Genomic DNA, 15635 nt, shown 5'->3' on the forward strand with positions numbered 1-15635 from the left:
GGCACCCCGCCCCGGCGTCACATGCGGGCGTAACCCGTCGTCGTCACCGTCTCGAAGGGGAGCCGTGCCACCGCAGCCGATCCCGGATCGGCGTTGCGCGTGCGCAGCGCCGTCAGTTCCTCGGCCGTCAGAGCCCGGCGTACCAGCGTGAACTCGTCCAGGGAGCCCTTCAGGTGCTCGGCGCCGTTAGGCCGGGTCCCCAGGTGTATGCCGGACACCGCGAACGCGTCACCGTAGGTCACCGCGCCGGGCGGGGTGGCCGCCTCGTCCAGGACGGTGCCGTCCACCGACAGGGTCAGCCGGTCACCGGACCGCTGGAGTACGACGTGGTGCCATACGGAGTCCCCGAAGGCGGCGGCCGTGGTGGTGTCGACCGCGTGCAACTCGGTCGTGGCGCTGTCCGTCTGGAAGTGGGCGGTCAGCCGGTCCTGCGCGGGTTTGGCGCGCAGCCACAGTTGGCGTTCCGTACCTCCCGTGCCGTAGGCCCAGAGCAGCACCTGGTCGCCGGTGGCCGAGGTGGCGGAGTACTTCCACCACAGGGCGACGGTGAAGTCGCCCGCTCCCAGCGCCTCGTCGGCGCCGTAGGGGAGTTCGACGCCGTCGTCCGTGCCGTCGAGCGCCAGGGCGGAGCCGAATCTGCCGCTGCCCGGGGCCGCGGAGCCCCGCACATAGGCGTGGTTGCAGTGGGCGGAGGAGTCCGGCGTCGCGGGGCCCGCGGCGGAGCGCTGGACCTGGTGGACCTCTGTGTTGCCGGGTTCCATCGACCACCAGACCCGGGGCGGATCCGACGGGTAGCCGCCGCTGCCGCCGGCCGTGGAGGCCGTGGCCTTGGTCAGTTCGGCCGGTGTCAGCGCCCGGTCGAACAGGCGGACGTCGTCCAGCTTGCCGTTCAGTACGTCGGTGCGGTCCGGCTTGGAACCGACCCGCAGCCCTTCCGTCGCGGTCCCGGTCAGGGAGCCGGTGAGGCCGGAGGCCTCCACGGCCGGCGCGCCGTCGACGCTCAGCCGCAGCGTGCCGCCCGTGCGGCTCAGGGCCAGCAGATGCCAGCCGCCGTCCCCGTAGGCCGTGGACGTGCCGGGGTCCGGCAGTGCGACCTGGACGTGCCCCTCCGGTGTCTGGGCCCAGGCCAGCAGGCGGTCCTGGGCCGGCTGGGTGCGTACCCACAGGGAGGGCTTGCCGGACGTCGAGCCGTAGGCCCACAGCAGCGCCGCGTTGGGTGTCGAGGCCGTGGCCGCGTGGGCGAACCACAGGGTGTACGTGAAGTCCGAGGAGCCCACGTCCAGGGCGGGCACGTACGGGGTCTCGACGCCCGGCCGGGTGGCCGACACCCCGATCGCCCCTCTGCCCACACGGCCCGTCGTCTCCGTGGGCAGTCCGTCGAGCAGCGTGCCGTCGGCGCAGTGGCCGGAGACGTCGTCCTGGATGCCGACGGAGACCATGGCCGGGGCGTCGGCGCGGTCGATCACCTGGAACGGGAGGTGCACCGACAGCGAGTCCTCGGTGCCGGCAGCGTCGTCCGCGGTGCGCAGAGCCGTGAGCTGGGCGGAGGTGAGGGCGGTCCGGTGGACCCGGAATCCGTCGAGTGCGCCGGTGTAGGAGTCGCTGGCGGTCGCGTCGGCCTTGGCGCCGAGCCGGATGCCGTCGATGCCCTGGTCGAGGGTGTTCGTGAGGGATCCGGTGACCCCGGTCGCCACGGCGGGAGGCCCGCCGTCCACCGACAGGGCCAGTTGGCCGGCGGTGCGCACCAGGGCCAGATGGTGCCACGCCCCGTCGCCGAAGGCTGTGGACGCCGCCGTGTCCGGCAGCGCCAGCCCGGTGGTGCCCGAGGCGGTCTGGGCCCAGACGAAGAGCCGGTCCTGCGCGGGCTGCGCCCTGATCCACACCTGCGGTTCGGCCGAGCCCGTACCGTACGCCCACATCAGGGCCTGCTGCGGACTCGTGGCCGAGGCCGTGTGGCGGAAGAAGAACGAGTAGGTGACGTCTCCGGCGCCGGGGTCGAGGGCCGGCGCGTACGGCAGTTCGGCGTGGTCACCCGCGCCGTCCAGGACCAGGGCCTGCTGGAAGCGGCCCGGGCCCAGCGTCGCGTCCCCCGCCAGATAGGCGTCGTGGGCGTCCGGGCCGGTGTCCGGGGTGGTCCGGCCGGCCGCGGGCGTGGGCTGCGGATGGACCGGTTTGGCGGTCGTGCCCGGGATGCCCACGGAGGAGGGCGTGAACCGGTTGAAGTAGATGTGGGCGGCGGAGAAGTCCGCGCCGCCCTCGTACAGGAGACCGATCTGGCCGTCCATGAGCTCGGCGAGGTCGGAGTACCCGGCCCGCTGGTCGCTGATCGCGCTCCGGGAGGACTGCTGCCAGGTCACGCCCCGGTCCGTCGACCACCGCAGGCCCATCTCCTGCCGGTCGGTGGGGTGGGTGGGGGCCGCGAAGACGAGCGTGTCACCAGGGGTGCTGCGGTACGTCTGCCGCAGGGCGAGCACCGAGGCCTGCACCTGAGGCGCCGTCAGGCCGGTCGCGAGCCGTTGCGCCGGGACGGTCGTACCTCCGTCCGTGCTCACGGCGCGGGTGCGGTGGACGGGGTCGGTGTTGTTCCGCGCGTTGACGTACAGGCTCCCGTCGTCGAGCTCGGCGACGGTCGGCTCGCCCGGTTTGACGGTGTCCTTCACATGGGAGTTCGGGGTGGTGGACGCCTGCCAGCTCTCTCCGCCGTCATCGCTGTACAGCACACCGATGTACGCGGTGGAGGAATCGGGTTCCTCGTACGCGCCCACGACCAGCCGGCCCTGGTGAGCGCCGCGGGTGAGCTGGATGCCGTGACCAGGTCCGGTGCCGTACCAGCCCTTGTCGGTGGCGGTGAACCTCGGGAGCGGACGGGCCGCGCCGAAGGTCAGTCCGTCGTCGGTGGAGCGCTGGACACGCGGTGTCCGCCTGCCGCCCGGCTGGACCGGCTCGGAGGTGGAGAGCAGCAGGACGTCGCCGGTCTCGAGGTCGGCGACCGGCGCGGGGTTGCTGTGGGTGTACGGCGCGTGGGGGTCGTCCGGGCTTCCGGTCGTCACCACGCGCACCGGCCCCCAGGTGCGGCCGTCGTCGGTGGAGCGCCGGACCACGAGGTCGATCGGACCGCGGTCGGCGCAGGAGGGTGAGCGGCGGGCCTCGGCGAAGGCGAGGAGCACGTTCGCCTTGGTGCGGACCAGCGCGGGGATGCGGAAACAGCCGTATCCGCCGGTCCCCGAGCGGAAGAGGATCTGCTCGGTTCCGGTCAGGGCGTCGGTGGACGGTGCGGAGCCGGACGCCGTCGCGGGCGGCGCGGCGAGCGTGGGGACCGCGAGGGACGAGAGGAGCAGGCCCAGGCCCGCCAGTACCGCTCTCGTCCTGGTGCTGACAACGGGCAAGGGAGGCTGCCTCTCTCGGCGGCACCGCGGCCGCCCCGGAGGGAGGCGGCCGCGGTGGCTCGGATGTCGTGGCCGGTGGTGCGGTGTCAGCCCGCCGACGGGGCGGCGGGCAGTTCGGTGCCCGTGAACCCGGGCGACCGGTCGGTGCTACGGGCGGCGAAGGTGCTGAAGGCGGAGCTGAGCTCGTAGATCCAGGTGGCGTTCGAGGCGGTGCGGAAGGTGAAGCCCCAGCGCGGTCCACTGGCGTTGGTGTAGGTGAAGGCGGTCGGCTCGGCGGCCGCGCCTTCGGACACCAGGTTCCAGTTGCGCCAGACGCCGCTGCCCTGCGTGGTCTCACCCGTGTTGTGGATGCCCCCGGCGGCGTCACGGACCAGGACCTCGGTGAGGCCCGACGCCGGGGAGATCACGGCGGTCGGCGACCCCTCGGCCACCACACCCGCGAGGGTGTTCCAGGTGCTGTAGGCGCCGCCCTCGGAGTCCTGGGTGGCGGTGACGACGTTGCCCTGGCCGTCGTTGGCGAAGACGCGGTAGCGGTAGCCCGGGTAGACGACGACGGCCGGGGTGCCCGTGACGGTCTGGGCGCCGAGGCCGGTCCAGGACGTGAGGGTGCCGGCCTCGTCGAAGCGTGCGGTGACCAGGGATCCGGCCGCGTTCTTTCCGAAGAGCTGGATACCGTCGCGTGCCGGGACGGCGGTCAGCGGGCCGGAGAGGCCGAGGCCGTTCAGCGGCATCCAGGCCATGAAGGAGACGTCGGGCCGCTGCTGGATCCGGTACCAGGGGCGTCCGTCCGCGTCGACGGCGAACTGCACCAGCCGGCCGCCGGCCGTCTTCGTGGTCACGGGGTGCTGGGCCATGGCGCCGCCGAGGGAGAGCCAGGAATCCCAGTCCGCGGAGGCCTTCGCCTTCTGGTTGAGCTGCCAGACGTCACCCGAGAGGTTGTGCCCGGTGACGACGACACGGCCGTCCGCGTGCTCCGCGAGGGTCGGACGCCCCGAGAAGGCCTCGTTGCCCGAAACCGTCGCCCACTTCACCGAGTTGATGTCCGAGGGGTCGGAGATCCTGCCGTGCACCAGGTAACCGAGGTTGTCCGAGTAGGCGATCTCGAGCGAGCCGGAGGAGGACTGCGTGATGGCCGCCGGGCTGTACTTCTCCAGCGCGGCCGGCGTCGCCGCCGGTGTGTGGGTGTTGACGATCCGGCAGGCGTCGGGCGCTCCCGCGACGCTGGTGTAGGCGGCCCAGCCCGAGGCGCCGACCGTCTTCTTGTAGACGGGGAAGTCCCGGATGTTCTCGTCGAAACGGTAGTAGTGCGCGGCTCCGGCCGCGGTGATGCCCATGAGCGTGTCACCGCCGACCGAGGTGATCCCCTTGGTGTACACGTTCCAGTCGGCCAGGCTCTCGACGACGTGGCGCTCCAGCCAGCGCTGGCTCGCGAAGTCGTAGCGTGAGCGGTACAGGCGGCCGTCCGTCGCCGAACGCCCGTACACCACACCCTTGTCGGCCGCGACGATCAGGTTGTAGCGCTCCCATCCCTGGTCGAGGATCTTGCCGCTGTCCGCGGACCAGGCCTCGTCCGCCGGATCGTACGAGAAGGTCCGCAGCGCGCCCTCGTTGTCCAGCACCCAGATCCGGTCGTCCCGGTCGATGGTGACCTGGTTGCGGTCGTCCGCCTTGGCCAGCCAGCCGAAGTTGTCGCTGATCTTCTTGTGGTGGATGTCCCAGGTGCCCGAGGAGCGATGGCTCAGGTAGAGCCCGTCGGACTTGATCCCGTAGAAGCGTGCCGACTTCCCGGCCAGCATCCGGCCGTAGACGTTCCAGCCCGTGTCGATGCTGCCGGCGGCCGGGAGGGTCCCGCCGGTGAGCGGGGTGGGCATGTCGGCGCGCAGCAGTTTGCCCGCCGAGTCGACGGCGTAGGTGGGGCCGGTCGTGGTGCAGGTGGCGGCCTCGGCCGCGTGCGCCGTGCCGGGCAGGGCGACGAGCAGGGGAAGCGAGGCGGCCACGGCGGTGGCCGCCGCGATCCACCGTGGAGCGGTACGGGACGTGTCTGAGGTCATGCTGCCGGACGTTAGGCGGACGCGGGTGAACGGTGCGGTAGCGAACGGATGAACAAGAAACGCGGACACATGTCAGGTGCATGAACAATATGTGCCCGTCTCGACACACCCGGATCAGTGGTCCCAGCATCAACAGGTCCGTGGCATCACGAGCTTGGGGGATCCGTGCCGTCGTACCGAAGAATCGCCCGTAGCTTCCTGATGCCCCGTCTGGCGCGCGGGCGGTGGGGCCGGAGCATCGCCCTGGCCCTGCTCGTGACGTTCGCGGTCGGCGCTGTGGCCGTGGCGGGAGCGGGCTTCCCCCTCTTCCCCGAGCCGCTCGCCGCGGCCGAGGGGCCGGGGCAGCGCTGGGGGAGCGCGGAAGGCCGCAGCCACACGGCCGACGGAGGGGCCAACACCCGGGCGCCGCGCACGATGCGCGCCAAGTACCCGGTGACCCCGCCGCCGGCGGCGCGGCCCTCCGCCCGTCCCAACACCGTGAAGGTCGCCACGGCACCCGCCCCGCGCGTGGAAGGCTTCGACCCGGACACCAGCAAGGAGATCGTGGCCGAGCGCGACGCGCACAGTCGCACGTACGCCAACGAGGACGGCACCCTCACCAGCGAGGTGTCCACCGCGGCGGTCAACTACCGTCGCGCGGACGGCACGTGGCAGCCCATCCGGACCGGCCTCGCCGCACAGGACGGCGGCTGGTCCAACACGGCCGACGCCGTCGGCCTCGACCTCGCGGACCGCGCTGACGCCGATCGGCTCGCCACCCTCACCCTCGCCTCAGGAGAACGCTTCGGCTACGCGCTCGACGGCGCCGCGGCGGCCCCGGGGAAGGCGGAGGGCAGCAGGGTCACCTACGAGCAGGTCCTGCCGGACACCGACCTGTGGCTCGACTCGCAGGCGGGTGGAGTCAAGGAAACGATCCTTCTGCGGTCGGCCGACGCCCCCACGCAGTTCGACTTCCCCCTCACCCTCCAGGGCCTGACGGCACGCACCGAGGACGGCGCGGTCGTCCTGGCGGACACCGACGGCCGCACGAAGGCGGTCATCCCGGCCGGCTTCATGGAGGACGCCGCGGGCGCGACCTCCCGGGCCGTGCGGTACGAGCTGCGGGAGGAAGGCGGCCGGCAGACGCTCCGGGTGAGCGCGGACGCCGCCTGGCTCGCCGAACCCGGCCGCGCCTATCCGGTCCGGCTCGACCCCTCCGTCGACGCCACCTCCGCCTCGACCTCGATGTACGTGCGGGACGGCGGGCCGTCCGTCGTCGGGTCGAGCGAGCTCCAGGTCGGCAGGAGCACGACCGGTGCGACGTACTCCTTCCTCGGCTTCCCCGGACTCGACGAGGAGCTGAGCCACCACCGCATCTTCGGCGCCCAGCTCCAGGTCGTGAACTACGACTCGGGATCGTGCCGACCGCGGGCGGTCTCCGTCCACCCGGTCACCGGCTCCTGGGCAGAAGGCACCGGCACGGCCTATCCCGGGCCCTCGGTGGCCGGCGCGCTCACCTCCAAGTCGTTCGCCTACGGCCACGTCGCCCTCGGGGCGTCCAGCTCGGCCTGCCCCACCGCCGGTGCACTCTTCGATCTCGGCAAGGGCGGCCGTGACCTGGTCCAGCGCTGGGTCGACGGGACGCAGCCGAACCACGGCCTGTCGCTGCGTGCCTCCCCCTCGGACACGCTCGCGTTCAAGAGGTTCACCGGGCACGCCACCGCCAACCCGCCGAAGCTCTTCGTCACGCACTCCCCGTACAGCGCCACCTACTCCTTCCCCAGTCCCGTCCCCGACCCCCCGGTCCTCCAGAACCAGGCCGGCAAGGTCAAGGTCAAGGTCACGAACAAGGGTGCGGAGACCTGGACCCCGAGCACCTACTACCTCGCCTACCGGGCCTACGACGCCAAGGGCCGTCTGGTCACCCAGCAGCGCACCGCCAACCTGAGCGGTAACGTGGCGCGCGGATCCGCGGCCACGGTGGAAGCGACGATCAAGGCCCTGCCACCGGGCGCGTACCTGCTGGACTTCACCATGGTCCGCTCCGGCGGCAAGGTCTTCACGGACGAACAGGTGCCGCCCGGCAGGCTGACCCTCCAGGTCTTCGACATCGCCCCGGTCGTCAAGGAACAGTTCCCGCCCAACGGGTACCAGGCGCAGACCCTGACCCCGCAACTGTGGGCGAGCGGTGTCGACATCGACGCCCCGGCCGGGTCGTCCCTCCAGTACAAGTACGAGATCTGCGAGGCGGACAAGGACGGGAAGCCCGTCGCGTGCACCACCTCCGCGTACCAGACGGCCTCGGCCCACCCCGTACCGGCCGGCCGGCTGAAGTGGGGCACGACCTATCTGTGGCGGGGCTTCGTCAAGGACGCGTCCAACGAGGTGCCCACCGCCCAGGTCGCCCTGGTCGCGGCCGTACCGCAGCCGGAGATCACCTCGCGGCTGTCCCAGGCACAGGGCCAGGAGTTCGATCCGAACGTCGGGAACTTCACCTCCTCCGCCGTCGACGCCTCGATCAGCGCCGTCGGCCCCGACCTGACGCTCGTCCGTACGTACAACAGCCTCGACCCCCGGCGTGACCTCGCGTTCGGTGCGGGCTGGACCACCCGGTACGACATGCGGATCACCCCCGACAACGACGGCAGCGGCAATGTCGTGCTGCGCTATCCCGACGGCCAGGACGTCCGCTTCGGCAGGAACCCCGACGGGACCTTCGCCTCGCCGCCGGGCCGGTACGCCAAGCTGACGTACGACGCCACCGCCAACACCTATGCCTTCCAGGACAAGTCGGGGACCACCTACGACTTCTCCACCGGCGGTCTGCTCGTCAAGGTCACGGACGCGTCCTCGAACGTCGTCAACTACACCTGGTCGGCGGGCAAACTGCAGAGCGCCCGCCACGCCCGCAGCGGCCGGACCATGACCTTCACCTGGACCGGTTCCCACGTCACCCGGGTCTCCACCACCCCCGTCGGCGGGGCCGCCCAGGCATGGACGTACGGCTACACCGGCGACGTGCTCGACAGCGTCTGCGATCCGCTCGGCGGATGCACCCGGTACGGCTACGGGAAGGGCAGCCACTACGCCACCGGGGTGCTCGACGCCCGGCCCGAGTCGTACTGGCGGCTCGGCGAGGACGAGGGTACCGCGGCCGCGAGCGCCAAGGAGACGAACCTCGGCAAGGACCGCGGCACCTACAAGGACGTGACGCTCGCCCAGGGCGGTGCCCTGACCGGGGACACCTCCACAGCGGCGAGGTTCAACGGCACGAGCTCCCGGGTGGATCTGCCGGCCGGCACCCTCAAACGGAGCCGGGACGCGGCGGTCGAAGTGTGGTTCAAGACCATCGCGTCGGGTACCGGCGGCCCGCTGATCGGCTACCAGGACAAGGCCCTGGGCACCGCCCCGGGAGTCGGCGTCCCCGCTCTGTACGTCGGCAACGACGGGAAACTGCGGGGCCAGTTCTGGACGGGGTCGGTCTCCCCGATCACGGACATCACCAAGAACGTCAACGACGGCCAGTGGCACCACGCCGTGCTCTCCCTGTCCGGCTCCACCCAGTCCCTGTACCTCGACGGGAAGCTGTCCGGCACCCTCACCGGCAAGCAGCCGGTACCCGGCGAGCTCACCCACAACCAGATCGGCGCGGCCCACGCCTCCACCCCGGCATCCTGGCCCGGCTGGGGCACCACCGGAGCCCGCTCCTTCAACGGCACCATCGACGAGGTGGCCGTCTACCACCATCCGCTGGGCGCGGAGGCGGTCGCCGGTCACCACCGCGAGGCCAACCGTGCCGCGGACGTGCTGACGGGGACGACACTGCCCTCCGGCCGTCAGGCCTCGCAGGTGTCGTACGACGTGTCCCGGGACCGTGTCGAGGAGTACACCGACCGCAACGGCGGGACCTGGAAGATCGGCCGGCCCGCCGTCTTCGGCAACGACGAGGACCTCCGCCGCACGGTCGAGGTCCACGACCCGGCGGACTCCCCCTACTTCTACGAGTACGACGGTCTGACCGGCCAGATGCTGCGCTACGGCACGCCTCTGGGGCTGGGCGCCCCGGAGCCCGGGGAGTCCCCCGATCCGGAGGGGCCGCCGGAGCAGATCTGCACCGAGCCGGACCCGGGCGACCCGGCGTTCTGCACCAACCCGCCCGGTGACGGCGGCAGCGAACCGGACTTCATCCGGCACCCCGTCGAAGGTGTCGCGATCCAGACCTACGAGTACGACGACAAGGGCAACCAGACCGGCGTCATCAGCGAGACCGGTGACAAGGTCACCCTCGGCTACGACGACCGCTCCAACGTGATCAGCCGGACCACATGCCGGGCCAAGGGCGACTGCCAGACCGCGTACACCACGTACCCCACGCCCTCCGGCGACCTGGACCTGCGGGCCGACCAGCCGTCCGAGACACGGGACGGCCGCTCCAGCGGTCCGACGGACAACCGCTTCCGCACGCAGTACAAGTACGACACCCGCGGTCTGCTCACCCAGCAGATCTCCCCGGACAACGGCACCGTCAGGAACACGTACACGACGGGGGCCGAGCCCGCGGTCGGCGGCGGCAACACGCCCACCGGTCTGCCGCTGACGTCGACCGACCCGCGGAGCAAGGTCACCCGCTACCGGTACTTCACCAGCGGTGACCTGGCACAGATCACCGAACCGTCCGGTCTGGTCACCTCCTTCACGTACGACGCGCTCGGCCGCAAGCTGACCGAGACCACCGTCTCCGACTCCCGGCCCGCCGGCGAGACCGTGACCATCACCTACGACGCGCTGAACCGCACCGTCTCCACGACGGAACCGGCCACCACCAACGTCGTCACCCTGCAGAAGCACCAGCAGCGCACGACCACCTCCTACGACGCCGACGGCAACGTCGTCGGCACCGAGGTCAGCGACGTGCTCGGGGGCGACGAGCCGCGCTCCATGACGTTCGAGAACGACGAGCACGGGCGTCCGGTGACGGTGACCGACGCGGAGGGCAGCGAGACGGCCTACACCTACGACGCGCTCGGCAACCGCGCGTCGATGGTGGACGCCAACGGCAACCACTTCGACTACACCTACACCGCGCGCAGCTCGATGGCCGAGGCCCGGCTGCGCGACTGGGACGACGACGGCGGGGACGACGACTACACGGTCCTGCAGTCGTACGCGTACGACATGGCCGGCCGCGTCGCCCGGCACACCGACGCGATGGGCCGCACCATCGTCTACGCGTACTACGGCGACGACCTGGTCAAGTCGGTGACGCTGGAGGACTTCCACGACCCCGACGGCAGCACACGGGACATCGTCGTGTCGGCCAACACCTACGACGGCGCGGGCAACCTCCTCGAGGAGAAGGGCAACAACGGCAAGCTCGTCACCGCGTACACCTACGACTCGGTCGGCCGCACCACGTCGGAGGTCACCGACCCCGACGGCCTGGCCCGCCGCACCACGTACACCTACGACCTCGCCGGAAACGTGCAGACCGTCGCCAACGGCGGCGCCGCCTCCAACGTGCCGTGGCCGGTCAACGCCACGCCGGAGACCGTCCGCTACACCTACGACGACGCCGGCAACGCCGAGCAGGAGACCGTCCAGGGCGTCACCGAGAGCCGGACCACCGTCTACGACTACGACCAGCGCGGCCTGGTGCGCTCCGTGACCGACCCGGGCGGCAACCGGACGGACTACGCCTACGACGAGATCGGCCGGCCGCTGTCCACCACCGCGCCGGAGGTGCTGACGGAGACCGCCGGCTCCACCCCGACCACGTCCCGCCCCACCACCTACACCGGGTACGACACCTTCGGGGCGGTCACCGAGTCCGTCGACGCGCTCGGCAACGTCAACCGCACCACCTACGACCGGCTGGGCCGGACACTCACCGCGACCGCCCCGGACTACCTGGCGCCAGGTGCCGCACAGGCCGTCACCCCGCGCGTCAGCTACGCCTACGACGCCCTGGGCAACACGGTGGAGTCCACCGACCCGCGCGGCGCCGTCACCAGCTACACCTACGACCGGCAGAACAGGCTCACCTCGAAGAAGGTGCCCGTCGGCCAGGACGACGAACGCGGCGAGTGGTCGTACACGTACACCCGCACCGGCCAGCTCCTCTCGGTCACCGACCCGACGGGCGCGCGGGCGGAGACGACCTACGACGACCTGGACCGGCCGGTCACGAGCACGGAGATCGAACGCAAGCCACAGCCGGGGGCGTTCACGACCCGCAACACCTACGACGACGCGGGCAACGTCGTCCGGCAGACCCTGCCCGGTGGCGGCGACAGCACCTTCGTGTACGACGGGCTGGGGCAGCTGGTCCGGGCGACCGACCCGGGCAACGTGGTCAGCCACCTCGGCTACGACATGAGCGGACGTGAGGTCCGCACCACCGACGGCCAGGGCCGCACCGCGGCCAAGACGTACGACACCCTCGGCCGGCTCGTCGAGGACTCCGACCTCGACGCCACCAACAACCCGATCCGCGAGGTCGTCTACGGATACGACGCCGGCGGCAACCTGACCTCGTCCACCGACCCGCTGGGCGGCGTCACCACCTACGAGTACGACGCCCTGGGCCGGCTCACGAGCCAGCGCGAACCGGTGACCGACGAGAAGTCGATCACCACGTCCTTCGGTTACGACGCGCTCGGCAACCGCACCCGCTACACCGACGGGCGGGGCAACACGACGCTGTACACGCTCAACACGCTCGGCCTGACCGAGTCGGTGATCGAGCCGGCGACGCAGCGGGACCCCGGCCTCGCGGACCGTACCTGGACCACCTCCTACGACGTGGAGGGCCTGCCGGTGAAGGTCGTGGCCCCGGGCGGAGTCGTCCGGGAACGCGCCTACGACCGGGCCGGGCTGCTCGTGGGGGAGACCGGCAGCGGCGCCGAGTCGGAGACCGCGGCCAAGACGTTCCGGTACGACGCGGCCGGCCGCCTCACCCGGGCGTCCGCGCCCGGGGGCGACAACACGTACACCTACGACGACCGCGGTGCGCTGCTCGAGGCGGCCGGCCCCTCGGGGGACGCCACCTACGCGTACAACAGCGACGGCCTGCTCATCTCCCGCACGGACGCGGCCGGTACGGCGAGCTTCGGCTGGACCAGCAGGCAGCTGACCTCCGCGACCGACCCGCTCACGGGGTCCACCCAGAACTACGGGTACGACAGTGCGGGGGCGGTCGACCGGATCGACTACGGCGCGGGCCAGTCACGCGAGTTCACGTACGACGAACTGGGCCGCCTGGACACCGACACGGTGTCCACGTCCACCGGTGCGCCCATCGCCTCGACCGACTACGGCTACGACAGCGACGACCATCTGACCAGCAAGAAGACCGCCGGTACGGCCGACGCGGGTGAGAACACCTACGGATACGACGACGCCGGCCGGCTGACCTCCTGGACCAGCGAGGGCACCACCACCGAGTACGGCTGGGACGACAGCGGGAACAGGACCGGGAACGGCGAGAAGGCCGCCACCTTCGACGAGCGCAACCGGCTGCTGTCCGACGGGGACTACACCTACGACCACACGGCCCGTGGCACCCTGGCCTCCCGGACCAGCTCGGGCCTGACCGAAGAGTTCGCCTTCGACGCCTTCGACCGGATGACGACGGCGGGTGAGTCGGGAACCGAGTACACCTACGACTCGCTGGACCGCGTCGCGTCCCGCAACGGCGCGGACTTCAGTTACGCCGGTCTCACGCCGGACCCGGTCAAGGACAACAACTCCACCTACGGGCGCGGGGCATCGGACGAGATCCTCTCCGTCCTGGAGGGCACCGGAGACGCGCAGTTGACCGTCACCGACAAGCACGGCGACGTCGTCGGGGACATGTCGGCGACCGACGGCACGGCCACCGGCCTGACGGCGTCCACGGCCTACGACCCCTTCGGGGAGACGACCGGCGACACCACCGGCAACGCCGGCTACCAGGGCGACTGGACCGACCCGGACACCGACCAGGTCAACATGGGAGCCCGCTGGTACGACCCGGGCACCGGGGCGTTCGACTCCCGCGACTCCTACACCTACGCCTCCGGCAGCTCGATCCTGGCCAACCGGTACACCTACGGCGCCGGGTCACCCATGGACTACAGCGATCCTGACGGGCACTGGCCGAGCTGCGGCTTCTGCTCGAAGGTCATAAAGAAGATCAAGAACAACAAGTACGTGAAGAAGGCGTACAAGACCGCCAAGAGGGTCAAGGACGCGGTCGTCTACGCGGTCCGCAACCCCCGCGCCGCCCTCAGCAAGGCCCTCGACTTCGCGGGGAGGGCGGTCAACTACCTCTACCGCAAGTCCGGCCTCAAGACGATCGTCGACTACGGGAAGAAGATCTACCGGTCGGCCGAGAAGCAGGCGCGCGAGTGGGCGAGAGAGAAGGCCGCGCAGGCCAGACAGGCGTACCACGCGGCGAGAGTCGCGGTCACCAAGAAGGCCAGAGAGTTCGCCGCCCAGGTGGCGAAACACAATCCGATACCGGCCATCACCGCCGCGATGAAACCGCTGATCACGATCGGCGTCGCGATCGTCACGGCCGATCCCAACCTTCCGGCGATGCTGGTCAACGCCGCAGCGGACGTGGTCCAGGACGTCGCGAAGGCGACCGACGCGCTCCGTGACGCGGTGGCCCAGCAGATCGGGGCGGTCGTCGAGACGGTCCGGGACGCCGCCGACTGGGGCGCGGTGTGGGAGGGCGTCAAGGACGTCGGCAACTTCGTCGGTGAGGTCACCGGCTACAACGACATCAAGAACTGCGTCACCAAGGGCGACATGGAGGCGTGCGCCTGGGCCGCCGCGACGGTGGGCGGACTGGTCCTCGGAGGCGCGGGCGCGGGCGTGGTCCGGGCCGCGAAGGCCGGGCGGATGATGTCGAAGGCCGCGAAGTACTCGGACGACATCGGGAAGGCCGCCGACAGGGTCGAGACCACGGTGGACCGCGTCGAGACGGCCGTCTCCTGCACGAGCATGGCCGCGGACGCCATCGGCAACAGCTTCGTCGCCGGCACCGAGGTGGTGATGGCCGACGGCTCCCGCAAACCGATCGAGGAGGTCGAGGCGGGGGACGAGGTCCAGGCGACCGATCCGACGACGGGGAAGACCTCCGACGAGGAGGTCACGGCCACGATCAGGGGCGAGGGCCTCAAGCAGCTGGTGCATCTCACGGTCGACACGGACGGTGACCGGGGCGACGCCACGGACGTCATCACCGCGACCGTCGGTCACTCCTTCTGGGTGTCCTCCCTCGGCGAGTGGGCCACCGCCGGCGAACTCGACCCCGGCCAGTGGCTGCGGACGGGCGGCGGTTCATGGGTCCAGGTGACGAAGGTCGCCGACTCCACGCGCTCGGAGCGGGTCTACAACCTCTCGGTGGACAGCGTCCACACGTACTACGTGGCGGCGGGTGACGAAAGCGTCCTCGTTCACAATATGGGGCGGAAGCCCGGGCAGCGGCCCAACTATGATGCTGAAGGGCCGCACTCGACGTTCGTCCGCCACGGTGGGACGGGACGAATCAAGAAGTACGCGGAGTGGGCCCCGCAGACGAATCCCCGCAACCCGGCTCCGTTCGAACTCGTGAAGCGGTTCGACCTGGAAGGGCCGGAACACACGAACGCGGATGGCACAGTCGTGCCGACCCCTCACATCAACTCACCGAACGGCGGCGACGCGCGTGCACCCGAAGACTGGGAAAAGCCCCTCGGATGCTCCTGAAGGGCATCAGGGAATGCGTTTCATCCCATCCTGGTACGCATCCAACTGTGACGGGGAATGGGAGCACGAATACGGCATCAGAATGGCCACGACGGACAATCCCGGGTGGCACATCGAGATCGACGTGAGCGAGACGGACATGGAGGGCGCGAACGTGGAACGCGTGCGACGCGACCTTCCAGGGGGAGGGTGGATGATCGCCTGGAACGACGGAACCGTCTTCCACGCGGCCTGCGACCCACTCTCCCTCCACGAGGTGGACGTGTTCTTCGAAGAGCTGGCCGGACGAGCCGCTCCGGGCTCCGGAGAGCCTTCGCTCTGAGAGACGCCTGCGCCGAGGACCGTGGGGCGGGGCAGGCCCGGGCGGTCGGGTGGCGGACGTGGACACCGTCGGGCGGTGTCCGGCGGACGGAACGGCGCCGCCCGGGGCCCCCCGCGCCCAGTCTCGGGCGGGGGCCCCCGCGGCGCGTGGGGGCCCGCGCGA

4 protein-coding genes are annotated in these 15635 nt (G+C 71.0%); 2 read left to right on the forward strand and 2 right to left on the reverse strand.

Going from position 1 to position 15635, the window contains the following annotated elements; translation table 11 throughout:
- Positions 1-17: 17 nt before the first annotated feature.
- Together ACFYSH_RS02940 and ACFYSH_RS02945 are read right to left on the reverse strand one after the other, a co-directional pair.
- Positions 18-3386: a LamG-like jellyroll fold domain-containing protein gene (locus ACFYSH_RS02940; protein ID WP_388750558.1), complete on the reverse strand. Its 3369-nt coding sequence runs from the start codon at positions 3384-3386 to the stop codon at positions 18-20.
- Between the two features lie 86 nt (positions 3387-3472).
- Positions 3473-5437, reverse strand: coding sequence for a tachylectin-related carbohydrate-binding protein (locus tag ACFYSH_RS02945; protein WP_388750561.1), 1965 nt, complete (start codon positions 5435-5437; stop codon positions 3473-3475).
- A 201-nt stretch (positions 5438-5638) separates the two neighbouring features.
- Here ACFYSH_RS02945 and ACFYSH_RS02950 point away from each other — a divergent pair, with 201 nt between their 5' ends.
- Together ACFYSH_RS02950 and ACFYSH_RS02955 are read left to right on the forward strand one after the other, a co-directional pair.
- Entirely contained in the window at positions 5639-15151 is a 9513-nt protein-coding gene (locus ACFYSH_RS02950; protein WP_388750564.1) for a LamG-like jellyroll fold domain-containing protein, read from the forward strand.
- 13 nt (positions 15152-15164) lie between these two features.
- The gene (locus ACFYSH_RS02955; RefSeq protein ID WP_388750567.1) at positions 15165-15473 is read left to right on the forward strand and encodes an Imm53 family immunity protein; all 309 of its coding nucleotides are present in this window, start codon (positions 15165-15167) and stop codon (positions 15471-15473) included.
- The last annotated feature ends 162 nt before the right edge of the window (positions 15474-15635 follow it).

This window comes from Streptomyces sp. NPDC005791 (genome assembly GCF_042871485.1).
Classification (GTDB): domain Bacteria; phylum Actinomycetota; class Actinomycetes; order Streptomycetales; family Streptomycetaceae; genus Streptomyces.